At 44.9% G+C, this 24672-nt stretch carries 20 protein-coding genes; 12 read left to right on the plus strand and 8 right to left on the minus strand.

Annotation, left to right across the window (positions count from 1 at the left end; translation table 11 throughout):
- Nucleotides 1-27 precede the first annotated feature (27 nt).
- The 5 genes from FN815_RS15785 to mutY all read right to left on the minus strand — a co-directional run bounded on the left by FN815_RS15785 (nucleotide 28) and on the right by mutY (nucleotide 5164).
- Nucleotides 28-1071 carry an efflux RND transporter periplasmic adaptor subunit gene (locus FN815_RS15785; protein ID WP_185957330.1) on the minus strand — a complete coding sequence of 348 codons (1044 nt, stop codon included), beginning with the start codon at nucleotides 1069-1071 and terminating at the stop codon, nucleotides 28-30.
- 16 nt (nucleotides 1072-1087) lie between these two features.
- A complete protein-coding gene (locus FN815_RS15790) occupies nucleotides 1088-2596 on the minus strand; it encodes a TolC family protein (RefSeq protein ID WP_185957331.1) in 1509 nt (502 codons plus the stop codon).
- Nucleotides 2597-2640: 44 nt separating this feature from the next.
- On the minus strand, nucleotides 2641-3291 hold the full coding sequence (locus tag FN815_RS15795; RefSeq protein WP_142455628.1) for a TetR/AcrR family transcriptional regulator: 651 nt from the start codon (nucleotides 3289-3291) through the stop codon (nucleotides 2641-2643).
- Between the two features lie 278 nt (nucleotides 3292-3569).
- Nucleotides 3570-4040: a GbsR/MarR family transcriptional regulator gene (locus tag FN815_RS15800; RefSeq protein WP_142455629.1), complete on the minus strand. Its 471-nt coding sequence runs from the start codon at nucleotides 4038-4040 to the stop codon at nucleotides 3570-3572.
- Nucleotides 4041-4090: 50 nt separating this feature from the next.
- Nucleotides 4091-5164 carry an A/G-specific adenine glycosylase gene (gene mutY, locus FN815_RS15805; RefSeq protein ID WP_185957332.1) on the minus strand — a complete coding sequence of 358 codons (1074 nt, stop codon included), beginning with the start codon at nucleotides 5162-5164 and terminating at the stop codon, nucleotides 4091-4093.
- A 470-nt stretch (nucleotides 5165-5634) separates the two neighbouring features.
- Here mutY and FN815_RS15810 point away from each other — a divergent pair, with 470 nt between their 5' ends.
- Nucleotides 5635-6186 carry an REP-associated tyrosine transposase gene (locus tag FN815_RS15810; RefSeq protein WP_142455630.1) on the plus strand — a complete coding sequence of 184 codons (552 nt, stop codon included), beginning with the start codon at nucleotides 5635-5637 and terminating at the stop codon, nucleotides 6184-6186.
- A 219-nt stretch (nucleotides 6187-6405) separates the two neighbouring features.
- On the opposite strand, the gene FN815_RS15815 is transcribed toward FN815_RS15810, so the two are convergent.
- Nucleotides 6406-7947 carry an Ig domain-containing protein gene (locus tag FN815_RS15815; RefSeq protein WP_142455631.1) on the minus strand — a complete coding sequence of 514 codons (1542 nt, stop codon included), beginning with the start codon at nucleotides 7945-7947 and terminating at the stop codon, nucleotides 6406-6408.
- Nucleotides 7948-7951: 4 nt separating this feature from the next.
- On the minus strand, nucleotides 7952-8926 hold the full coding sequence (locus tag FN815_RS15820; RefSeq protein WP_142455632.1) for an NAD-dependent epimerase/dehydratase family protein: 975 nt from the start codon (nucleotides 8924-8926) through the stop codon (nucleotides 7952-7954).
- 102 nt (nucleotides 8927-9028) lie between these two features.
- Here FN815_RS15820 and FN815_RS15825 point away from each other — a divergent pair, with 102 nt between their 5' ends.
- The 7 genes from FN815_RS15825 (at nucleotide 9029) to FN815_RS15855 (ending at nucleotide 20244) form a co-directional block, all read left to right on the plus strand.
- A complete protein-coding gene (locus FN815_RS15825; protein ID WP_246075329.1) occupies nucleotides 9029-10189 on the plus strand; it encodes a glycosyltransferase family 4 protein in 1161 nt (386 codons plus the stop codon).
- Nucleotides 10190-10203: 14 nt separating this feature from the next.
- Nucleotides 10204-11376 (plus strand): glycosyltransferase, encoded by a 1173-nt coding sequence (locus FN815_RS15830; protein WP_142455634.1) that lies wholly within the window; start codon nucleotides 10204-10206, stop codon nucleotides 11374-11376.
- Nucleotides 11377-11597: 221 nt separating this feature from the next.
- Entirely contained in the window at nucleotides 11598-12839 is a 1242-nt protein-coding gene (locus tag FN815_RS15835; RefSeq protein ID WP_142455635.1) for an aminotransferase class I/II-fold pyridoxal phosphate-dependent enzyme, read from the plus strand.
- 10 nt (nucleotides 12840-12849) lie between these two features.
- Nucleotides 12850-13974, plus strand: coding sequence for a GNAT family N-acetyltransferase (locus FN815_RS15840; protein ID WP_142455636.1), 1125 nt, complete (start codon nucleotides 12850-12852; stop codon nucleotides 13972-13974).
- Nucleotides 13975-14557: 583 nt separating this feature from the next.
- Nucleotides 14558-15949 (plus strand): class II fumarate hydratase, encoded by a 1392-nt coding sequence (locus FN815_RS15845; protein WP_142455637.1) that lies wholly within the window; start codon nucleotides 14558-14560, stop codon nucleotides 15947-15949.
- 369 nt (nucleotides 15950-16318) lie between these two features.
- Nucleotides 16319-18739, plus strand: coding sequence for an alpha-ketoacid dehydrogenase subunit alpha/beta (locus FN815_RS15850; RefSeq protein ID WP_142455638.1), 2421 nt, complete (start codon nucleotides 16319-16321; stop codon nucleotides 18737-18739).
- A 254-nt stretch (nucleotides 18740-18993) separates the two neighbouring features.
- Complete coding sequence (locus FN815_RS15855) at nucleotides 18994-20244, plus strand: exo-beta-N-acetylmuramidase NamZ family protein (RefSeq protein ID WP_246075331.1); 1251 nt, start codon at nucleotides 18994-18996, stop codon at nucleotides 20242-20244.
- Nucleotides 20245-20292: 48 nt separating this feature from the next.
- Here the strand turns inward: FN815_RS15855 and rlmB are convergent, their stop codons facing one another.
- A complete protein-coding gene (gene rlmB, locus FN815_RS15860; RefSeq protein WP_142455639.1) occupies nucleotides 20293-21039 on the minus strand; it encodes a 23S rRNA (guanosine(2251)-2'-O)-methyltransferase RlmB in 747 nt (248 codons plus the stop codon).
- Between the two features lie 84 nt (nucleotides 21040-21123).
- On the opposite strand from rlmB, the gene FN815_RS15865 reads away from it, so the two are divergent.
- From FN815_RS15865 to FN815_RS15880, 4 genes are all read left to right on the plus strand, one after another.
- The gene (locus tag FN815_RS15865; RefSeq protein WP_142455640.1) at nucleotides 21124-21474 is read left to right on the plus strand and encodes a hypothetical protein; all 351 of its coding nucleotides are present in this window, start codon (nucleotides 21124-21126) and stop codon (nucleotides 21472-21474) included.
- A 153-nt stretch (nucleotides 21475-21627) separates the two neighbouring features.
- The gene (locus tag FN815_RS15870; RefSeq protein ID WP_142455641.1) at nucleotides 21628-22440 is read left to right on the plus strand and encodes a glycerophosphodiester phosphodiesterase; all 813 of its coding nucleotides are present in this window, start codon (nucleotides 21628-21630) and stop codon (nucleotides 22438-22440) included.
- Nucleotides 22441-22512: 72 nt separating this feature from the next.
- Nucleotides 22513-24171, plus strand: a complete 1659-nt coding sequence (locus FN815_RS15875) for a CTP synthase (protein ID WP_142455642.1) — start codon at nucleotides 22513-22515, stop codon at nucleotides 24169-24171.
- Nucleotides 24168-24593, plus strand: a complete 426-nt coding sequence (locus FN815_RS15880) for an NUDIX domain-containing protein (RefSeq protein WP_142455643.1) — start codon at nucleotides 24168-24170, stop codon at nucleotides 24591-24593. The genes FN815_RS15875 and FN815_RS15880 overlap by 4 nt, the downstream gene beginning before the upstream one ends.
- Nucleotides 24594-24672: the final 79 nt, after the last annotated feature.

Genomic DNA, 24672 nt, shown 5'->3' on the forward strand with positions numbered 1-24672 from the left:
TCTGTTACTCGCTTCTGTTCAATTCAATTAATTTTCCTGGATGGTAATGGCACTGCCGTCCGAAAGGTTGGCGTATCCTGTAGTGATCAGTAATTCACCGGCTTGTAGCCCTTCTTCAATTACCAGGTTGTTGGCGTAGTTGTACCCGGTGGTTACTTCACGATTGCGGGCTACCCAGCCGTTTTCCGTTTCTTCGGCCACAAATACAAAGCTGACATTATTGGCTCGCTGCACGCTGTTTACCGGCACTACCATTTTATCTTGCAGGGTGATGTCGTTGATTTTCACCTTCGCCATCATATTTGGGCGAATATTTTCAATAGAATTTGGAATGAAAACTTCCACGCCAAATGTCCGGTTCGAGGGGTTGATGGCTTTGCTCACAACATCCAGTTTTTTGTTGATGGATGCATCAAGCGTTGGGAAGGTGATTTCCACGCTGTCACTTTTGGTGATGCGGGTGATGTAGGCTTCCGAAACCTGTGCGGTTACTTTCAGCGCATCGGAGTTGGAAATCTGGAACACCGGGGCACTGGGGCCAACGGTTTCTCCTACTTTCAAGTCCACGCGGTCAACCGTGCCGGGAATGGTGGCCCGGATGGTGTAATAATCGTACTGCTCTTTAAGGGTAGCCAGCTGACTTTTGGCCGACTCAAAGTTGGTTTTAGCTTGCAGTAATTCTATTTCCGAACCAATGTTCTGGTCGCGCAGGTTTTGCTGGCGTTCGTACACGGTTTTGGTCAGCTCAAGCTGTGTTTCGGCTTGTTGCAGCTGGCTTCGGGTTACTTCACCGTCAAGTCTGGCCAGTATGTCTCCTTTTTGTACATCATCCCCGGCGCGTACCAAAATCTCTTCCACTGTGGCCGATGTTTTTGGGGAGATCATGATGGTCTTATCAGATTCCACATCACCCTGAACACTTACATAGTGCCTGAAGGTGGAAGGTTGCAGTTCCTCTACAAAAACCGGGGTGGTTCGTTCGGTTCCGTTTTCGCCGTTTTCATCCTGTCCGCCGTTTCCGCAGGCAGTAATCAATAAAAACAGCGCAAGTATCGAGATTTGAGATTTCATTTGAGTCGGGTTCATGTTATTTGAGTTCAATATTTTCTTTGATGTCCTGGATGTCTTCGGCTACAAATGGTACCTGTCCAACCGCCTGATCATACTGTGCTTTGGCGGAGAGATAACCGGAAACCATTTGCGCATAATTAATTTCAGCCTGGCGTAGTTGCAGCTCGGCATCCATCAGTTCTTGTTGCGAGCTCACTCCATTCTGGTAGCGGGTTTTAGCCCGTTCATATCCTCTGTTTGCCTGGTTGAGGGCTTTTGTAAGTGCATCGCTGGTTTGCAGGGCTTCGCGGACACTTTGTCTTGCAGTAAAGATTTCTTTATTGGCTGTTTGTTTGGCTTGATAAAGCTGCAATTCCGTATCCTTAATCTGGATTTTAGCTTGCTGTACAGCCGCATTTCGGCTAAAGCCCTGGAAGATTGGAAGCTGTACGCTCAAGGATACTGTCTGTGATCGTGCCCTGGAATCTTCCGTCCCAAAAAACTGAGGAGTACCGGGTTGAGAGGCCGTCCAGTTGAGGCCGTAGTTGGCTACTACGCTGGGTAAGAAAGTGCTAAGCTGTGCATCCAGCTGCTTGCCGCGCAATTCCTTTTGAATGTTAAGGGCACGTAAATCGCCGCGTAGCTTCAGGGCTCTTTTCAGGGCAACGGAATCTTCTTCCAACACCAATGGAGTAAGGCCGTCAATTTTCTTCAGTTCTTGATTCTCATCCTTTTCAGCATTCTGTGTATGTATGTCGTAGGCACTCAGGTCTCCTTTGATATCAATAGAAAGCTGAACGGGTAACCCCATCACATCCAGTAATTCTTGTTTGGCTTCTTTTACGCCATATTGGGCTTGCACAAGTTGTGGCTCCAGGTTACTGAGCTGCACCTCCAGCTGAAGCACGGCATAATCGTCAGTGAAACCCTGTTCGTACATTTTGCGGGTGTCTTCCAGGTTTTGCTCTACCCGGTCAATTTGTGCTTGTATCAGCCGCAGTTGCTCTTTTGCTACCAATGCTTGGTAGTACGTTACCCGGGTTTGGGTTACGATGCCCTGAGCTGTCGCGCGCATGCTTTCTGATTGGGCTGCTTTATACAATTCAGAACTGCTGATTCCTACAAAAGCCTGTCCGCTAAAAATAGTTTGGGAAACAGAAAATCCGCCCTGCCAGTTATTGTCGGTACCGAAGGCCACCGGCATCAATTCATTGGGATCGGCATCCGGGTCGAATATTATAGCCGGAATGAAGTTTACCGGTACTTCCAGATTGCGAGTGTAGGTGGCCGAAGCAGCAATATCCGGCATTACATTACTCCAGGCATTGCGTACCTGTTGGTCAGCATCCCGAATGGAAAGCAAAGATCGCTTCATCTGGGTGTTGTTGGCCAGTGAAATTTGAATGGCCTGCTCCAGGTTAATGGTTTGGCTCAAGGTGTCTAAAGAGGTGTCCGTCTTCTGGGCATTAACCGTAGGAGCGGCAATACCGGCTAAAAGAATTATAATCCCGCAAAAGAGCAGGGGACGAGCAAAAAGTCGCTTCATAGCAAACAATAGGATTTGTATTTGTTGTTTATGATTGGCTGTGGTCATGAGGTAGCCGAGTAGTTAAATTGCGTTTGTAGAAACAATTCCATCAGTTCAGACATGGTTAGTTTATTTTCCTCTAAAACCTTTTCTACATAAGCATGTGACCCCGCTAACTTGGATTGCAACATGCCTTTCATTTGAAAGCTGATATTCAGGGCTAATACCTTTGGAGATACAGATGTTTTGATACTGCCATCCTGAATGCCAATTTGGATGGCATGAACCAATAGCATCAGGATGTCACCCTGAATGTTTTTGCACTTTTCTGCTACCGACTGGGGCTCGATCTCTTGTTCATTCAAATGCTCATAGATGAACATTGCTTTGGTAAAAGTGGCATTATGCGTAATGGTTTTTAAGAAGACTAAAACCATTTGGGTAACTAATTCTGAGCCTGGTAAATCCTGCCGGATAATTTGCAGAAAGTTCTCATGGATATGATTTAATCCACGCTTTTTGATAGCCTGATGTAGGGTGGCCTTGTCATTAAAGTAGAGATAAAGGGTTCCCTTACTTAGCTCGGCGCGATCAGCTATTTCGTCCATCGTGGTTTTTTCAAACCCTTGCTCCTCAATAAGTTCTATAGCAGCGGTCAGAATCTGATCCTTACGGCGTTTCCTTTCCCGCTCTTTTCGTTCCTTGATGCCCATGCAGCTAACTCTTAGTCATATGTTGACTGGTGGTGATTTAATTTGTTCAGTAAGTTTACTAACTATTAAACAAAATAAATAGTCCATAATTCCAGCTTTTAAAATTCTTTTCAAAACTGATTGAATAGCGATTTAGCTGGTAGTGAGTGTGCTATATACTTGTTAAAAACCGGAAAAAGCGGTTTTTATATTCAGAAGAGAAGATTGAAGAAATATGGTAGGAGGTGGGTAGTTAAAATAATTTTGAACGCGCAGTCATTTTTTGTGCGCGTGAATAATCAAGAGTCTTCTTTTGTTTTGTACTCTTCCAGCAAGTCTTTGGTTTGCCGTGCCAAAAACCGATGGAAATCGTTGGCTTTTTTTAGTCTCCTGTGATCGGGTTGGCCTTCTTGTTTCACTAACTCAAGTCCTTTGGAGGTGATGGCTTCCAAATCCAGGGTAAGCTGAAGCTGACGCTCCATGAAATCTACCAGAGAACCTTCTTTTAGCTTGAAATAGATTTGGCGTTCTCCTTTGACCCGCACTTTCTCGATAAGGCCCTGCTCCAGCAGCATGCGGGTAGTATTGCTTACAGAGGCTTTACTGATGTCCAGGTTTTCCATAAAGTCGGGAAAGGACTGATGGGGAGGGTCACAAATGAGCAGCCAGCCTAATATTTGCCCATAAATACGGGGATGTCCCAGTTCTTCAATTTTAAGACTAAAAGCATCCACAAAGGCATGCTTGTTTTTATAGGCAGATTCACTCATTGCTTAAAAATTTGGGTATGCTGTAAAATTGCGTTTGCAAGACAAAAATATCAATTCTTATCGTTAATCAAACGTTCAGTTAAAACTTTATTGGCTTTGGGGAAGGGGTAACGTTCCAGTTCTTCCGTTTTAACCCATTTTATCTCCTGACTTTCTTTAGGAGACGGCGTACCGTTTACCAGTTTACAAAACCAGGCATGCATGGTAATGGAAAAGTGAGAGTAGGCGTGTTTTAGGCTCATCAGCTCTTTGTAAGCTTTTACTTCCACACCCAGCTCTTCGTGCAGTTCTCGTTCAACAGTCTCTGATATGGTTTCGTCTTCTTTCTGCTTCCCACCGGGAAATTCCCACAAGCCTCCCAGCATGGCCTCTTCAGGGCGTAATGCAATCAGCACTTGGCCTTCTTCATTCTCCACAATACCAACTCCAATAATATGATGAGGCTTTTTCTTGGCAGGAGATTTATAGGGAATCACTTCCGTCTTGGACATTTTAGTTGCTATACAACCTGCCTGAACCGGGCAGTTCTCGCAATCCGGATTGGTAGGTGTACAAACCTCAGAACCCAGTTCCATAAGCGCCTGGTTGAAGTCTCCGGGATGTTCAGGATCAATCAGCTCATCAGCTTCTTCCTGAATCATTCGGCTTGTTTTTGAGCTTCTGGTATCATCCTCAATTCCAAAATAGCGACATAACACGCGAATGACATTTCCATCCACTACGGCATTTGGCGCATTGAATGCAATACTGGTTACTGCAGCGGCCGTGTAAGGTCCAATACCTTTTAGCTTGATGATTTCATCGTAGCTTTCGGGTACTTTGCCATTATACTCTTCCACTACGGTTTTAGCTGCTGTGTGGAGGTTCCTGGCACGGCTGTAATAACCAAGTCCTTCCCAGGCTTTAAGCACTTGTTGTTGATCGGCATCGGCCAAATCATAAACGGTGGGGAACAACGAAATAAAATTCTGAAAATAGGGAGTGGCTTGATCAACCCGCGTTTGCTGCAACATAATTTCGGATACCCAGATTTTATAGGGATCCAGCTCCCCCCGCCACGGCATTTCCCGTTTGTGATGCTGATACCATTGAAGCAGATTTCTCGAAAAGTCCGCGTTTTGCAAATGTCCTGTTTTTTTCGGGTTGATAGTGATGAACAGCCGCGTCAAAATAACTAACGGGGCTTCACGGAATCAACCTAAATAAGAAAAGAAACGTGCCATTTTACTTTTAACCATGGCAATGCATTCATAACCGAACAACAACACATCTAATAAATAGAGTTGCTGCTAAGCATCTCTATCCTGGTGTTTTGATAACCTAAAACTTTTGCTATGTGCGCCACTAAGTCGATTGATGCTCACCGCGTATTCGAATCACGTGTCACTGTTTCGATTATTACTCACCACTGACTTGGTTCAAGCGTACCGCTTGGACCGTGTTACTATCCACAGTGATCTCCCTGATCTCTTAAGTCTTGAGCGAGGCAAGATTATAGCAAAAGAAAAACTTGTTAACCGAGCGGTGACTTAAGAGTTCAAGCAAACCAACTCTCCAGACTTGCGTAAAATTTTCAAGCTGCTATATTTCAATCATGGCGGGGTTCAAAATACATAATCATCAACAAGCACATTTTATCACTTTTGCGGTGATAGACTGGATAGATGTATTTAGTCGACTCAAATACAAAAAATTCATCACAGATAGTTTAATCTTTTGTCAAAAGAATAAAGGGCTTAAAATTCATGGCTGGTGCCTGATGACCAATCATATGCACTTATTGATAAGTGCAAAACAAGGTTATGATCTTTCAGCCATTCTAAGAGATTTTAAAAAATACACGGCCTCATCAATACTAAATGATTTAGAGACCAATCCGGAAGAAAGCCACAGAAAATGGATGCTTTGGATGTTTAAGCGAAAAGGAAGGTTGAATCCAAACAACATCAACTATCAGTTTTGGCAACAGGATAATCGGCCGATGGAAGTAGTCTCAAATAAGTTTTTTACGCAAAAAATGAACTACATACACTACAACCCCGTGAAGGAAGGCTTTTGTAAGAAGCCACAGGATTATCCTTACAGCAGTGCCCAATGGTATATTGACAAGACTGGAATAATTAGAATTGATGAGATATTAATTTGATAGCATCACGTAAGTCTGGAGACTTACATCACTTTAACTTTCCAGTCACCGCTTCGCTAAAGACTGAAAAGATCACCAAGAAGGTTGATTCTATTCCCAAATGATCTCTTAAGTATTGAGCGAGGCAAGATTATAGCAAAAGAAAAACTTGTTAACCGAGCGATGACTTAAGAGTTAAAGCATCCCAAGTTTCCAGACTTGCTTGGTTTGGCAACCTGATTAATCACCAGTATTTCGGCTGATATCACGAACCCGCAGCGTCACTTCCGTAGACGAGGCAGCTCCTTGGCGATCAGTGGCAATCACTTTGAACGTGGTTTCGCCGATTTGCCGCTCAGAGGGAGTCCAGCTAAATTCACCTGTTCGTTCATTCAGTTGAGCACCTTCCGGCATATCTACACCAATATAGCGCATCAACGAACTTTGAGGATTCTCAGGGTCTGTAGCATGAAACTGGAAAGAATACGCCTCATTCACAGCAATGGTTGTACTGCGTACAGGCGAAAAGCGTGGGGGCGAATTAAAAGACCGGACATCAACCGTAAAGCGGGTACTGTCTATCTGGCCACGGGCATTGGTGGCGATAATGTTAAACCAGTGCGTGCCGGTTTGTGTGACAGATGGCTGCCAGTAAAAACCCTGCTTGCGGATTTTGGCGTTATCTACATTGGATCGGTAAGAAAATTCAACTTCATTGCTGGGAGTGCCTCCTTCCATCTTAAGAGAAAGAACCAGCGGGTTGGGATAGGCCACAACCTGGTTAGGAATATCCTTAAGCGAAAATGCACCGCTGGCAACAGCTTTTGTCGCAGTGCTCTCTGAAAGCAGGGTGATTTCGGAAATCTTATTGTTTTCAGCAATCCAAAGATGATCGATGCTTTTTGCTAAATAATTACCGGCATTGGTATCATTTTTCCAGCTTTTGAGATTATCATTTGGGGTGATCACTTCTACTTTTCCGGACCGGCTGCGAGCAAACAGGTGATCATTCCAGAGTACAATATTCTCTACCGGAGATGATAGTGAGCCCAGGCGTTTTCCAATTCCTGAAGAAACCACTTCAAAAATATCTCCCCGCTGATTGCTTCCCCAAATATCATTGCCATCAATAAAAAGATTTTGAAGCGGACGCTGCAGTGCTACACGATTTTCAAGTTGCAAGTTACCGCTATTGTTTTGAGAAAAAACAAACAACTCAGGGGCATTAGTGATTACAAAAAGCTGATTTCCTGCAGGATATGAGCGCAGATCCAGTACCGAAGCTTCGCCAATTACATCACGCATAACCGGCTTGACCTCAGAATCCACTGTTTCAGGTGATTCCAGAGACAGTTGTCCCAAGCCTGCTGTACCCATGGCCACATATAAATTATTATCAATGCGGGCGGTAGCTAGCGGGGTGGTGGGTAAAATTGTAGAAGAGTACACACCCAGGGCCGAAGTGGGTTCCAGCACGGTGAGCCGGCGCGAATTGCCGTAGAGATAGGCAAAACGAACATCTGCGCGAATGGTAATTCCTCTGCGCTGCATTCCGGATGAGGTATATAGCCACTGTAACGAATCCTGGTAAGTGCGGAAAACGGCTAATCCATCCTTTTCAGATAACACATACAAATGGGTAGGTGAAGCCTCCATCGCTACAATGTCCGGCACTTCCATGAGCTGCCTATAATCATGTGCCAGCGACATTTGGGCTTTCGCCGGCAGACTCATGAATAGGATAGTTAAGAGAAACAGTACTGCTTTGTAGATGATATTCATTTCACTATAACCAATTATGCATTTTATACCAGTGGATGGTGCGCGATATTCCCTCAGCAAGTGATACTTTTGGCCGATAATTTAATTCCTTTTCTGCCTTTGCGGGGCTGCAAGTCCATTCCAGTATTAATTCGCTCGCCTTTTCGCGATTAATAACGGGATACTTGCCAAATAATGATGCAACGTTTTCAATTACACCAGCTACCTTTTTCACAATGTTCGGTTTAATTTTTATGGGGATGGCTTTTTTGCCCAACACTCGTCCGGTGATGGCTTTGATTTCGTTCCAGCTATGCGTGCCTTCACCTGAAATAAAATAGGTATGAACGCCGGCTTCCTGTTTTTCAGCTGCCAGCATGATGCCGTCTACCAAATCACTCACATACACCATGGATACGCGTGGATTGTTCCCGTCGCCCACTATGGGACAAATTCCTTTGGAAAAGGCCTGGAAGAAAGAAAATATTTGATCCTCTCGTGGACCGTAAACGGCAGGTGGGCGGATAATTTTGATGCTTTCCTCTTTACTGGCAGCCCTTGCTATGGCATCTTCCATTTCTTTTTTGGATTCGCCATACATGCTCACCGGCTCCATGGGGTCGCGCTCTGTTTTGGGGTGACCATTACTGGGCCCTGCTGCAGCTAAAGAGGAGAGAATGACCAGGTTTTTAACGCCCTTCTTCTGAGCCAGGCGCACCAGGTTTTCAGTAGCATCTACATTGGCCTGTGTGAATTCTTTTTTTGTGGGAGCCTTAACAATACCGGCCACATGAAATAAAACATCCACTCCTTGCAGTCCGTCCCCGAGAGCGCTCAGATCATTCAAATCGCCGGAAATTTGTTTGAAATCATGGCCGGAGAGCCATTTCTCCTGGTTACGAACCAGACAGCGGACTTCGTCATAATCAGATGATTTTATCAGGGCTTCTACCAAGTGGCTTCCAATAAAACCAGTTCCACCGGTTACAAAGGCTTTCATTTATTTGTTTATATTTGGTGATTATTTGAAAATCGAATAGATATCATCAAAAGTTACGCGCTGGCGCTAAGATACAAATCTGCCATTTGCTTTTAAATGTTTATGAAAGAATTAAGAGTCGCACTTTTTACCGGCAACTACAATCACATAAAAGATGGTGTTTCGCTTACGTTAAACCGGTTAGTGCGATTTCTGGAAGCTCAGGATATCCCTGTATTGATATTCGGCCCAACCATTGAAGAACCAGAGCTGGATCATGCCGGCCGGCTGGTTTCATTACCCTCGTTTCCCATTCCTTTTTCAAACCGGGGGGAGTATAGAATTGTGACAGGACTTTCGGATGAGGCAGAACGTGAATTGGAAGACTTCAATCCAACGTTGGTTCATATTGCCACACCTGATGTTGGAGGATTAAAGGGCTTAAGATGGGCACAAAAAAATAACGTGCAGGTGGTGGCTTCCTACCACACGCATTTTGCCAGTTACCTTAAATATTATGGACTGACGCCTCTTGAGTTTCTGGCCTGGCGATATCTCAGCTGGTTCTACAATAGTTGCACGCATAATTATGTGCCATCGCAATCTATGGTAGATGAGCTGGAATCGCATGGATTCCATAGTGATATGAAAATCTGGGCAAGGGGAGTAAATACCACCCTCTTTTCACCCCAAAAAAGAGATGAGAAATGGCGCAAGAAACTTGGATTTGCTGCTGATGATATCGTAGTTACTTTTGTCTCACGGCTAGTGTGGGAAAAAGCGCTGGACACCTATCGTGACAGTGTGCAAAGAGTGGCGGCGGTTAATCCTAAAGTGAAGGCACTGGTAGTAGGCGATGGTCCTGCAAAAGTGGAATTGGAGGAGCAGATGCCCGAAGCTCGTTTTACGGGTTTTCTTGAAGGGGAGGACTTGGCCCGGGCGTATGCATCCAGCGATGTGTTCTTTTTTCCGTCCCACACGGAAACCTTTGGAAATGTAACTTTGGAAGCCATGAGCAGCGGATTACCCTGCCTGGTGGCAGATGCAACAGGGAGCCGCTCATTGGTAATAGACGGTGAAAATGGCTTTTGGGCCGAACCTGAGAACAAAAAAGATTTTACCGGAAAACTGGAACAAATTGTTGGAAATCCGGAACTGCGACAGAAGATGAAAGAGGCTTCGCGCAAGAGGGCACTGGAATTTGAATGGGATGCTATAAATGGCCGGCTGGTTGAAAATTACCGCGAGGCTCTTGCTCTGCCTGTGCCCCAGAATCACTATTAAATAGAAGAATTTTTATGAAGATTATTGACGTAGCCGAATTTTACACCGACCAGGGCGGAGGGGTGAAAACCTACATCAACCAAAAGCTGCAGTTTGGTGCCCAAATGGGCCACGAAATTGTGATTGTGGCTCCCGGCAAAGACTGGGGCGAAGAAGAACGCTATGGCGGCAGGGTGATTTGGGTTAAAGGTCCGCGCCTGCCGGTTGACTGGCGGTACTATATATTATGGCGTGAAAGTGCCGTGCATAAAATCCTGGACCGTGAACAGCCCGATGTGGTTGAAGGTTCATCGCCTTGGACCGGAGGCTGGTTTGCTGCCCGCTGGAAAGGGGAAGCCCTTAAGTCATTCATTTTTCATCAGGATCCTGTGGCCGCTTACCCGCATACTTTCTTGGGATCGGCCATGGGGTTCGAGCGGGTGGATAGCTTTTTTGGTTTCTATTGGAAATACCTTCAAAAGCTTAGTAAAAAATTTGATACAACGGTGGTAAGCGGTGAGTGGCTGGCCGACCGTATCGATAATCATGGCGTGCACAATCCCATCCCGGTACCTTTTGGGATTGATAAGGATTTCTTTTCCCCCAAAAGAAGGGATGAAGAATTGCGGGCAAAGCTACTGTCTGAGCACTTTGGTCTGCCGGAAGATGCCCACTTGATGATTGCGATAAGTCGACATCACCCCGAGAAAAGACTGGGTACGGTCATTGATGGCTTTGCCGATGCGGCTGCTGAAAAGCCGATGGGGCTGTTAATTTTTGGTGATGGTCCGATTCGAAAATATGTCCATTTTAAAGCCGGGAAGTCAAAGTATGTGAAGATTATGGGCTTCACAGACAACCGGGATCAACTGGCCGATATCCTGGCTTCCAGCGACTACTTTGTGCATGGTTCAGCTGCAGAGACCTATGGCATTGTGGTGGCAGAGGCAGTTTGCAGCGGCTTGCCGGTTGTGGTACCCGAAAGAGGAGGGGCTGCCGATATTTCCAAGCCCACTTTTGGGGAAACCTATACCCCTGGTGATGCGTCATCATTCAAAAAATCGTTGCTGAGAATTATTCAGCAAGACCGAAAACAGCTGGTAGAGGCTACCAAAAAAGCTGCTGAAAATGACATAGTAACCATGGAACAACACTTCGAAATGCTGTTCGATACCTATCAAGAATTACTTGACCAAAAAGGGAGGTAAGTAATTTGCAGTAACCTTGTTACCATAATGCCGCCTCACAAAGGCTGGCTAATAAATTCAGTAGCGAACGGATATATTTATTATATTTGCCGCAATAAATTACTATAAAGAAAGTAAGTCAGCAGCCGGTAGTTTTATGCTATCTTTTCCAGAATTTGATTGAAAACTTATACTGGCTATATTTCGATGTTTATTTAGAATCTTTGTTAAGGAATCACCGAATGGCCGATCAAAAGTCCAGCGCCACTAAAAAATCAGACATTTTTTCAAAAGCTTATAACTTCACTAAGGCGGAAGAAATTAAAGAACAGGGGCTCTATCCCTATTTTAAGCCACTTCATGCAACCGATGGTACTACCGTCAAAATTGAAGGAAGAAAAGTAATCATGGCAGGCTCCAATAATTACCTGGGGCTTACCAACGACCAACGTACCATCACGGCCGCACAAAAAGCCCTCGAAAAGTACGGGACCGGCTGTACCGGCTCGCGCTACCTGAACGGTACACTCGACAGTCATCTTGAGTTGGAAGACAAGCTTGCCGAGTTTATGAACAAGGAAGCCTGTGTACTTTTTAGTACCGGGTACCAAACCAATGAAGGTTCTATTCAGACTATCGCAGGGCGTAACGACATTATCTTTTCTGATAAGGATAATCATGCCTGCATTGTGGTAGGAACGCTGGTATCCAATGCCAAAACAGTTCGCTATCAGCATAATGATATGGATCAGCTGCGCAAGCTATTGGAACGCGCCGATCCCGATGCCGGTAAAATCATTGTAACCGACGGGGTCTTTTCCATGTCGGGTACGCTGGCCAATGTGCCGGAATTAGTGAAGCTGGCTAAAGAATTTGATGCCCGCCTTTATTTAGATGACGCTCATGCTGTGGGTGTTGTAGGTGAAGGTGGACGTGGTTCTGCCTCTGTTTTTGGTCTTACTGACCAGGTGGATCTAATCAGCGGTACTTTTTCTAAATCATTTGCCTCGCTGGGTGGTTTTTTAGTTGGTGATAAGCAAGTAATTGAGTTTATCCGTCACAATTCTCCCGCACATATTTTCAGTGCTTCCATGCCGCCGGCCAATGTGGCGACGGTGCTCAAGGCGCTCGAAATCCTGCAAGAAGAAACCTGGCGATTAGATCGTCTGGAAGAGATTGCAAACTACATGCGCAAAGAATTGCGGGCACTTGGTTTCAATGTTTGGAGTAGCCAAAGTCCTATCATCCCTGTTGTGATTGGCGAAATGATGAAGTGTTTTGAGTTTTGGAAAGATCTTTTTGAAGAAGGCGTATATGCCAATGCGGTAGTGCCGCCTGCTGTACCCCAGGGACAGTCATTGCTTAGAACCAGTTACATGGCCAGTCACACCGATAGCCATTTGGATCAAATTTTAGAAGCCTTCCGTAAAGTTGGTCTCAAACACGGCATTATCGACCGCAACGGCCATTCAACCATTGACTAAGCGGGATAAAATGAATAGTTCCGGTGTTACCTTCGTATCCAATCAGGAAGAGAAAGAGCGGTTTATACATTTTATTTATCCTTTTTATGAGGGCACGGAACACTGGGTGCCCCCGCTCAGAATGGATCAGAAAAAACTGGTAGATCAAGAGAAGAATCCTTTCTACGAGAATGCAGAGATAGCCATGTTCCTGGCTCAAAAAGATGGCAAGGATGTTGGCCGGATTGCAGCCATTATTGATCATCGCTTCAACGATTTTCACGATACCCAAACCGGTCATTTCGGTTTTTTTGAATGCATTGATGACCAGCATACCGCCGACCTGCTATTCCGGGTTGCCAGTGATTGGCTGCGCGACAAAGGTATGAATAAAGTGTTGGGTCCGGCCAGTCCCAGCATGATGGACACGATTGGCGTGTTGATTGATGGCTTCGATAAGGATCCTTATATCATGATGCCGTACAACTTCGATTACTACGATAAGCTTATCCAGAATGCCGGGCTTGAGAAAGAAATGGATATGTACGCTTATATCGTTGATCAAACTACGGTTTCTACCGAGCGAATGGATCGTGCTATGAGCATTGTGCGACGCAGGTTACCGGATTTGGAAATTCGTCCCGTTAACCTGAAGAAAATGAAAGAAGAGATTCAGGTAGTTCGAAAGATTTATAATGAAGCCTGGAAAAATAACTGGGGCTTCATCCCGCTTACCGAAGCGGAATTTGCGGCGGCCGGCAAGGATTTGAAGATGATACTGGATCCCAAGTATGCGCACGTGGCTGAAATTAAGGGCGAACCGGTAGCATTTTCTATTGGTATTCCCAACATCAATGAGATTTTAAAAGACATGAATGGAAAGCTTTTTCCATTCGGTTTCCTGAAACTGCTGTTCAAGAAAAATAAAGTAAGTGGACTGCGCACGGCCCTGATGGGGGTTTTACCTGAGTGGCAAGGCAAAGGCATCGATGCCCTGCTGCACCAGCGCTCCATACAAAATGGACTGGATGACGGTATCAAGCAAGAGTCCGAATTGAGCTGGATCCTGGAAAGCAATGCCGAGATGATCCGCGTAGCTGAACGCATCGGCGGCAGTTTGGACAAGACCTATCGTATCTACTCGAAGGCGCTTTAACTTAGTTGTTAGTATTAGGTTTTAGGTGTTAGTTATTTGATGGTTGGAGTAGGGTGGAAATAATGCTTTCGTCGCGCTGCTCTGCTGCGCAATGCCTGTCAGAATCTTTGGTTCCAAGATGTTGTATTAGATCTCGTTTCTGAGGACCTCATTTGATGCATTGGCCACATCCACACTCACCTTTATCCATCTCCCTCCGAATGCTCGGAGCAGGCAGGGAGAGGAAACTCATTAGTTAGTTCCTGCAATGAGAATAACACCTCACCATTAGCTAATTTCTTTGATTCGGAATCTCAAGCCTCCAAAAACTTCCCCCGACAGAGGGAGTCGGGGGATTGAGGGGTGGGTAAAAGTAGCCAGTGTTACTATTCTTTTGATCTGGTATAAAGCTCTGAAACTATCTGTTCGATGGTCTTCCTTTCGAAATCATATAGTCCCCAATTTTAACAACCATTTCACAACATCTACACAGTTTTTCCTTATCTTTTTAAGGCTTTGTACCAAAGCTTCCTTATTTAGCTTGAAGAGCACGGGGCTTTGTTAGCAGCTAATAAATCATCAACCAAAAAAGAGTATAAAAAAGATGAGCGAATATCGTATTGAGAAAGACTCCATGGGCGAAGTGAAAGTTCCAAAAGACGCACTGTACGGGGCCCAAACCCAGCGGGCACACGATAATTTCCCGGTAAGCGGGATTAAGTTCAGCCGGGAGTTTATTGAAGCATTGGGATTTGTGAAAAAATCAGCTGCAGCAACTAATGAAGAACTGGGGCTGCTGGACTCAGGCGTATCCACGGCCATACAGGCAGCGGCTCAGGAGGTGATTGACGGGCTGCACGACAAAGAATTTGTAATTGATATTTTTCAGACCGGCTCCGGTACTTCCACCAACATGAATGCCAACGAAGTGATGGCGCACCGGGCCAACGAGCTTAAGAAAAATCTGGATGTCACCATCCACCCCAACGATCACATCAACTACGGGCAAAGCTCGAACGATGTGATTCCTACCACCATCCGCGTAGCGGCCGTAAAAGCCGTAAATAACAAACTGATTCCGGCGCTGGAACACCTCCGCAAAACCTTCCTGGAAAAAGGAAAAGAATATGCCGATGTAGTTAAAACCGGTCGCACCCACCTGATGGACGCCATGCCGGTAACTATTGAGCAGGAATTCAGTGGCTATGCACGCCAGGTTGAACTGGGTATCAAGCGCGTTGAGGCTGCTCTGGAACGCGTAAGTGAGCTTCCGCAGGGAGGAACCGCCGTGGGTACCGGTATCAACACACACAAAGATTTTGGGAAGAAATTTGCCGCCAAGATTTCTGAATTGACCGGCGAAAGTTTTACCGAAGCTGAAAATCACTTTGAAGCCCAGGCCACGGTAGATGCTCCTGTTGAACTCAGTGGACAGCTAAAAACTATTGCCGTTGGAATGATGAAAATCGGTAACGACCTGCGCTGGATGAATTCAGGTCCTAATAGTGGTATCGGAGAAGTGGAACTGGCTGCGCTACAACCCGGTTCTTCCATCATGCCCGGGAAAGTAAATCCGGTGATTGAAGAATCACTGACAATGGTAAGCGCCCAGGTAATTGGTAATGATGCCACCGTAACTGTAGCCGGACAGGCAGGAAACTTTGAACTTAATGTGATGCTGCCCGTAGTAGCTCACAACTTGCTGCAGTCTATTGATATTTTAGCTAATGCAGCACGGAACCTTGCCGACCGATCGGTGTCTAAACTAAAAGTGAAGAAAGAAGCGATTGCCGATATGGTTGGACGTAATCCTATCCTGGTAACTGCGCTGAACCCGATTATCGGCTACGACAAGGCGGCAAAAATTGCCAAGAAAGCTTTTGCTGAAGGACGTCCGTTGAAAGAAGTGGCCAAAGAGATGACGGATTTATCCGATGAAGAACTTGATAATGCCCTTGACCCAATTAAAATGACCAAGGGCGGTTTTACTGAATAGAGTATGAGAAGATCGGTCGGGCAATAAAGCCCGACCGATTCCTTTTTTAGTAGTAATAATATACTTTGCATAACCTGTGTCCATATTGTCACTAAAAAGAGGTTTGTGACAGGACAGGTTTATATTATTTATTAACAGATAATATCTGGTATTATCCGTATTTCGATTGTGATGAGTGCAATCGAAACAATTTAAAAGTGTCGGTATAAGAGGTAGATTCAAAATCATTTTTAATGAAATCATAACCGCAATTTAATGTAAAACAGTATGGTTTGATGTGAATGCCGTTTCATAAAAAAGCGCTTTTTTCTTATACTATCGCCCCCATTGAAAGGGCGCTTTCCTAACTTTCAACACTAACATCACATAATGGCTCAAGTAAAAGAAAAGAAGAAGAAAAGCAGGTTCTCCGCTGCTCAGAAAAAAGAAATCCTTGCTGATTTTAAACTGGGTTGGGTGAGCCGGTATATCTCACTGATTGGCCGCAAAGAAGTATTAACCGGGAAAGCCAAATTCGGAATCTTCGGAGACGGCAAGGAAATTCCGCAGATTGCCATGGCCAAACAGTTCCAAAATGGGGATTTTCGATCGGGCTATTATCGTGATCAGACCTTTATGCTGGCCATTGGCGGCATCACTCCGCAACAGCTTTTTGCACAACTCTATGCCCATACCGATCTGGAAGCGGAGCCCAATTCCGGCGGACGCCAGATGAACTCGCATTTTGCCACTCGCCTTGTTGATAATGAAGGCAATTGGATCACCCAAACAGAAAGCAAAAATACGGCCTCTGATATCTCACCGACGGCCGGACAGATGGCGCGCCTTCTGGGGCTGGCACAGGCCTCTAAAGTGTATCGAAATGAAGAAGCACTGAAAGCCAAAGATTGGGAGAAATTTTCAAAAAATGGCAATGAAATTGCTTTCGGAACCATCGGGGATGCGAGTACTTCGGAAGGGGTGTTCTGGGAAACCATCAATGCCGGGGGGGTATTGCAAGTTCCCATGGTGGTGTCAGTATGGGATGATGGCTATGGCATTTCGGTGGCAAAGAAATATCAAACTACCAAAGAAAGTATCTCTGATGTGCTGAGCGGTTTCCAGCGTACAGATGAACAAGATGGATATGAAATTTTGAAAGTCAGAGCCTGGGACTACACCGGCCTGATTGAGACCTATGAAAAAGCTGCAAAGATTGCCCGCGAAGAGCATGTACCTGTTCTAATTCATGTAACCGAAGTAACGCAGCCTCAGGGGCACTCAACCTCAGGTTCTCATGAACGCTATAAGCCGGAAGAGCGCTTGAAGTGGGAAGAAGAATATTGCTGCCTGGCTAAATTCAGAGAATGGATTCTGAAGAATAAAATTTCCGATGAAGAAACTCTAAGTAAGCTGGAATCGGAGGCTCATGATGAGGTGAACGACGCCAAGAATAGAGCTTGGAAGGCTTTCACCGACCCTATCAAAAAAGAGAAAAAGAAAGTTATTAAACTTATCAATACACTGCGGGATGAATCCGGAGTTGAAGAGGTTGGTAAGTACGCTCAGAAAATTAAAAATTATCCAAACGCCATCCGGAAAGATATTTTAGGGGCTGCACGCAAAGCACTGGTTGCTACGGCCGGTACGGAAAGTGCCGCTCGGAATGAGGTTTTGGAGTATATAAAGGAATCAGAAGCGGAAAACCGTGAGCGTTATAGTTCTCATTTATATAGCGAAACGCCCAAGTCTCCGCTGAATATTGAAGAGATTAAACCGCAATACGATGAAGATGCCAAACGGGTAGATGGTCGTTTGGTTATTCGCGACAATTTTGACGCTTTATTTAAGAAATATCCCAATACCCTGATTTTTGGGGAAGACTCCGGCCAGCTGGGTGATGTAAATAAAGGTCTGGAAGGCATGCAGGAGAAGTATGGAGAAATACGGATTAGTGATACCGGTATCCGCGAAGCTACCATTTTGGGGCAGGGTATCGGGATGGCTATGCGCGGTTTACGACCTATTGCCGAAATCCAATACCTGGATTACCTGTTGTACTGTTTCCAGGGGATTAGTGATGATTTGGCAACTTTACGCTACAGGACACGTGGCGGACAGGCATCGCCTCTGATCGTTCGCACACGCGGACATCGTTTGGAAGGTATATGGCATTCCGGCTCACCAATGGGTATGATTTTGGGAGGCGCACGTGGCGTACACTTATGCGTACCACGTAACCTTACCGAAGCGGCTGGTTTTTACAATACGCTGCTTCAGGGTGATGACCCCGCTATTATTATTGAGCCGTTGAACGGTTACCGGTTGAAGGAAGATATGCCTTCAAACCTGGGTGAGTTTACCACACCGCTTGGAGTACCCGAGATTGTAGAAGAAGGATCCGATATTACTATTGTATCCTATGGATCCACTTTTAACATTGCGCATAAAGTAGTTCACGAGTTATCCGATCATGATATTTCTGCAGAACTGATAGATGTGCGGACCTTGATGCCTTTTGACTTGGATCATGTAATTGGTAAATCGGTAGAAAAAACCAACCGCCTGCTGGTGGTTGATGAAGATGTTCCTGGTGGTGCTTCCGCTTACATTCTCAACAAGGTTCTTCAAGAACAGAGTGGATATTTTAAGCTGGATTCTGCTCCTAAATGCTTGTCGGCCAACAATCATCGCCCGGCTTATGCCTCGGATGGTGATTATTTCAGTAAGCCCAATGCCGAAGATATTTTCGAAACGGTTTATGGTATGATGAGCGAGGTTAATCCCGATAAATACCCACCTATTTATTAATCTGATTACAGGGCATTAATTTGCCCTCTATTCTCGCTCCTACGCTCTGCGTTGGAGCGGAGCGATGGTGGTAGGATTAGTTATTAAGAATAGTTTTCTTCCCGAGCGGAGATTTAAAAAAAGATCCGAGCACTGTAAGTCTGTTAACTTATTATAGCAATTTGCCTCTTTTAGCATGCGAGTCGGGAGACTCGCATTACTTGTACTTTTCAGTCTCCGCTTCGCTAAAGACTGAAAAAAACCTTTAATGTTACATGAATACCAATAATCTATTATCAAGCATGAAGGTGTTACTCCCCCCAGTTCTGTTAGCTTTTCTTTGGGGAGGATGTTCAGCTCAGGAAGCATTATCCCCAAAAACTATACAGACAGGTGCTGAAGTTTTGGTTGAAGAGCATTTGGCAGAGCTTGATGGCCAGCGGGTAGGACTGCTGATGAATCCAACCTCTCGCGTAGATGGCGTGCATATGGTGGATACGTTGCTCAACCTTGGAGTGAATGTAACTGCTCTTTATGCTGCGGAGCATGGATTCAGAGGTGAGGCGGGAGCAGGAGAGGTGATTGAAGACGGGGTGGATCAGGAAACAGGCTTGCCGGTGCATTCCCTCTATGGCAAAACTAAAAAGCCAACCTCTGAGATGTTAGAGGATATCGATATACTACTTTTTGATCTGCCTGATATGGGCGTTCGGTTTTACACTTATAATGTGACACTTGGGCTCGCGTTGGAAGCTATTGCTGAAAACGGCAAGGAACTTTGGGTGTTGGATCGGCCCAATCCATTAGGCGGCGAGTCTGTAGCGGGTTGGATACTGCAGGATCAATACAAATCATTTGTGGGGGCTTATCCCATACCCATTGTCTATGGACTTACAATGGGGGAAATTGCACACATGGCGGTTGGCGAGGGCTGGCTAAGTTTACCAACTGAACCTGATTTCAAAGTGATTAAAGCCAAAGGCTGGAAGCGGGATATGCGCTGGCCGGATACCGGACTTGAGTGGGTTGCACCTTCTCCAAATCTACCTTCTTTCGAGCATGTTTTTGCCTACGTGGGTACGGTGATATTTGAAGGAACGAATATATCAGAAGGGCGGGGTACCAGCGACCCTTTTTTGCAGATAGGTGCTCCAGGGATGAATTTTCAGGCTGATGAACTGGAAATTCTGGAGCAAAGACATAACGTCCAGCTTGATTCTATCACTTTCACCCCAAAATCAATCCCCGGAAAAGCAATCTCTCCAAAGTTTGAGGGAGAGATTTGCCAGGGAATCCGGATTTCATTCGATGGAAACTATCAGCAAACAGATCCTTTAATGCTGGGTTTAGATCTGCTGCTTTTTGCGCAGGATCACACCAAAGATTTCGCAATCAAACCTTTTGCCAGCAACTTGTTTGGTATCGATCTTAAATCAATCATCGAAAAAAAAGAAAGCATTCCGAGCTGGGAGAATGATGTACAAACCTTCCGGCATCAACGAGAGGCGTATCTCTTGTATAAATGATTGCTAAACATCAGTTTTTACCAGCAACCAGCAACCAGCAACCAGCAATTAGCCCATCTTACGCCGTTTCCATTCGTAACTAACCAGCGCGGCACTTACGGAGGCATTCAGTGATTCCACTTTGTGCTCCATGGGGATAGATACCGTGGCATCACAACGCTTCAATTCACTTTTCCTAATTCCTTTACCTTCGTTGCCAATCAAAAAAGCTACGGGTCTATCGAAATCAGCTTCCCAAAGGGTTTGGTCCGCATTGCCGTCTAAGCCTACAATGGAAAATCCGGTAAGTTGTAAATCTTTAAAAGCCTGGTTAGTATCATGCACTCGAATAACAGGAATGCGTCCAGCCGTACCTGCTGAGGTTTTAAATACCGTCGCATTGACCGGTGCCTGGTTTTGCATGGGGATAATAACGGCACTGATGCCTGCTGCAGCAGCAGATCGAAGGATTGCTCCAAAATTATGCGGGTCTTCAATACCATTCAAAAGTAAAACGGCGGGGTTTTCAGATAGTATCAGAGTTTCTGCCCAATCATAAAAATCAGTGTATTTGGCAGCGCTCATCTGCGCTACAAAGCCCTGGTCGTTAACTTTACCCACCAGATTGTAGAGCTTCTGGCCGGGAACCCTGACTAAAGGAACCCCGTTATCGTTAGAAAGTTGGAGAATTTCATTAAAAGTGCTATTTCTTAATGAATTCTTGACATAAATTTTGTCTATTTCGTCAGGACGAGTTTTTAAGGCTTCCTCAACTGGATTTTTACCATATATAAATAAATTATCAGAGGTGGTCATGAGATTAAATTCGAAGAAAAAACTTTTATTATTAAAATTATTTAATATTTTATGTAAACGTTAGCTTAACATAAAGGGAAGGATATGTACAAAGAGAAGAAATATACGTCAATCGTTGGTGAAACCGTAAATAAGCAGCTAGAATCTACAGACTGCCTGCCTAAAGATATTTCTGCCTGGACCAATAAGATGGATACGGTAAACCGGCTGCATCTTACATCGGCAGGAATGGGAGTTCTTTTAGGACTATGTGTGGTAGCGCTTTCACTTACTAATCTTATAGAACCTCTTTGGTTCGCCAGTTTTATGACTGTGTTTGGCAGTATGGCCACTGTAACCGGTTTTTATTTTCTATATGAGCTGTTTACCTATTCTGGAACATTCGATTCCTTAGTTCATAAGGCCATAAAGAGGGCAGTTACCGACAGGAACTAATTCGGATGTTAACATAGCATTTATTTTGCCATCAAGGATAATGCGTATGTTAGGCAAATAATCATCGTGACTAAACTGTTTGCCTGTATAATGCGCAATAAAATTATATTCGGCTTTGTACTTATCGTAACTTCTCTGCTAACATCGGTTCTTATGGCTCAACCATCAACTCAACTGCCTGTTAAGCTTTATAATGATAATGGGGATAATTTTGTAGTGATAGCGCATCGGGGCGCTAGTGCCTATCATCCCGAAAATACCATGAGCGCATTTCGTGCTGCCGTAGATATGGGTGCAGAAATGATAGAATTAGATGTTTTGCTCAGCAAAGATGGGGTACCTGTCGTAATCCATGATGAAACCCTTGAGCGAACAACCGATGGAAGGGGGAAAGTGGAAGATTATAACTTAAGGGATTTAAAAAAACTGGATGCGGGTAGCTGGTTTAGCAGTGGTCACAAAGGAGAAGGGATACCCACCCTGGAAGAGGTACTTAACTTTGCAAAAGGTCGTATTGCCGTAAACATAGAAATTAAGACGGAGGCGGTTACTGACAGTCTCAATGGAGGCATTGAAGAGAAAGCACTAAAGTTGGTATATAAGCACAAGATGCAGGATTACGTTCTCTTTTCGAGCTTTGATTACCGGGCTATCGCTCATTTGAGAGAGTTGGATGTGGACATATCTACCGCTTTGTTATACGAAAAAAGTCAATCTGAGAAGAGAGAGCCCAAAGAGTTGGTGAGTGATTATAAGGCAAATGCTTTTAATTGCAGTCAACGTCAATTTTCAAAAAAATGGGCTGAGCAGCTAAATGAGCAAGGGATTCCTGTTTTTATTTACACGGTTAACAAAACACAGCAAATGAGAAAAGTGATTGAGCTTGGTGCTTCGGGAATTTTTTCTGACAAACCGGACGTGCTAAAAAAGCTTGTGGATAATTTGTGGAAAAGAAAGGAAGGATAATCCGCCATTTTGATTGAACGGGGTTGGGGAAGCCCCTATATTTTATATCCATCAACTATACCTACATCCCGCATGTCCACTAAGTATATTTTTGTAACCGGAGGAGTTACATCTTCGCTCGGAAAAGGAATTATTTGTGCATCTCTTGGGCGTTTGCTCGTAGCACAAGGTCTCAGAGTCACCATTCAAAAGCTTGATCCATACATTAATGTGGATCCCGGAACCATGAATCCGTACGAACACGGTGAAGTGTATGTTACCGATGATGGTGCTGAAACCGATTTAGATCTTGGTCACTACGAACGCTTCCTGGATATCACTACCTCTCAGGAAAATAACGTGACAACTGGTCGTATCTATTACGATGTGATCACAAAAGAACGTCAGGGAGCCTACCTTGGTAAAACCGTTCAGGTTATTCCGCATATTACGGATGAAATCCAGTCACACGTTCTGAAACTGGGGCAGTCCGGTGATTACGATGTGGTGTTAGTGGAAATAGGTGGTACCGTGGGTGATATCGAGAGCCTGCCTTACATCGAAGCTGTGCGTCAACTAAGATATAATGTTGGGCGAGCTAATACACTGAATATCCATCTGACATTGGTGCCTTATCTTGCGGCAGCAGGAGAGCTTAAAACCAAGCCCACCCAGCATTCTGTTAAAACACTTTCTGAAAGTGGACTGCAGCCTGATATTTTGGTATGCCGTACCGAACATCATCTGGATGAAACTATCCGACGTAAAGTAGCTCAGTTTTGTAATGTGGATCTGGAAGATGTAATAGAATCACGGGATGCCCGCAGTATTTACGAGGTTCCCATGCTGATGCAGGAAGAAGGCCTGGACCAACGGGTGATTGAGAAGCTGAAGCTCAAAACCAAAGAACCTAATCTGGACAACTGGATTGGCTTTGTGGAAGCCGTTTGCAATCCATCAGGTGAAATAAATATCGCACTGGTTGGGAAGTATGTGGAACACCACGATTCTTACAAATCCATTACGGAAGCTTTTATCCATGCCGGCGCTGTTAATGATTGCAAAGTAAACATCAACTGGGTGCAGTCCGATCATCTCACTGATGAGAATGTTGCTGAAGAGCTGAAGGATGTATCCGGAGTATTGGTTGCGCCTGGTTTTGGCGGACGTGGTATTTCTGGTAAACTGGCGGCTGTTAAATATGCCCGCGAAAGCAAAATTCCATTCTTTGGGATTTGCCTGGGAATGCAGTGTGCGGTAATTGAATATGCACGTAATGTGTGTGGATGGGAAGATTCCAACAGTACGGAATTTGATGAAAATACTGAATATCCCATCATCGATATTATGCATGACCAGAAGAATATCGAGAATATGGGCGGCACGATGCGCCTTGGAAAATACAAATGCAAAGTTGTAGAGGGTACTAAAGCCCGAAAAGCTTATGGTGCCGAATTGGTTGATGAGCGTCACCGCCACCGCTACGAAGTGAATAACAACCTGCGCTACAAGCTTACTGAAAATGGTATGGTGTTATCCGGTATGAATCCGGAGCGAGACTTAGTAGAGATTGTAGAGGTTGAAGACCATCCTTGGTTTGTGGGCGTGCAATTCCATCCTGAGTTGCGAAGCACCGTAAATAATCCACAGCCGCTTTTCGTAGACTTTGTGAAAGCCAGTCTTAAGCATGCCAAATTACAGAAGAAGTACACCAAGCTAAAAAAAGATAACGCGGTAGCCGGCCAATCATGAGTGGTGAACGCCTGACTGGTAAAGTAAGGCTGCGTGCATGCGGACTGTTAATTGAAGACGGCAAACTGTTACTGGTTGAATTACACTCCCCCGTTAATAAAGCGTGGACATGGCTTCCTCCCGGGGGTGGGGTAGAATTCGGAGAAACTCTTGAAGAAGCTTTAGTCAGAGAGTTTAAGGAAGAAACGGGGCTGGTTATTTCCGTAGATGATCGTGTAAAGGTGAACGAAGTCATCACCCCAAAAATACATGCGGTAGAATTTTATTTTAGAGTGAAGAGAGAAAGAGGACAGCTTGGTCTTGGAAGCGACCCGGAGCTGGAAGAAGACAAACAACTGCTCAGGAATATTGATTTTTTTACCAGGGAGGAGCTTAAAAATATGACGGTTGCTCCCGACTTTTTGTTTGAGTTGGACTTTTGAAGATTTCCATTTCGCAACTCGTTCATCGGTTCATCGATCTATCGCAGACCTGTTGGTAGTAGCTCCCAACTTGGACGGG

It is taken from the genome of Gracilimonas mengyeensis, assembly GCF_900182705.1.
Lineage (GTDB): Bacteria > Bacteroidota > Rhodothermia > Balneolales > Balneolaceae > Gracilimonas > Gracilimonas mengyeensis.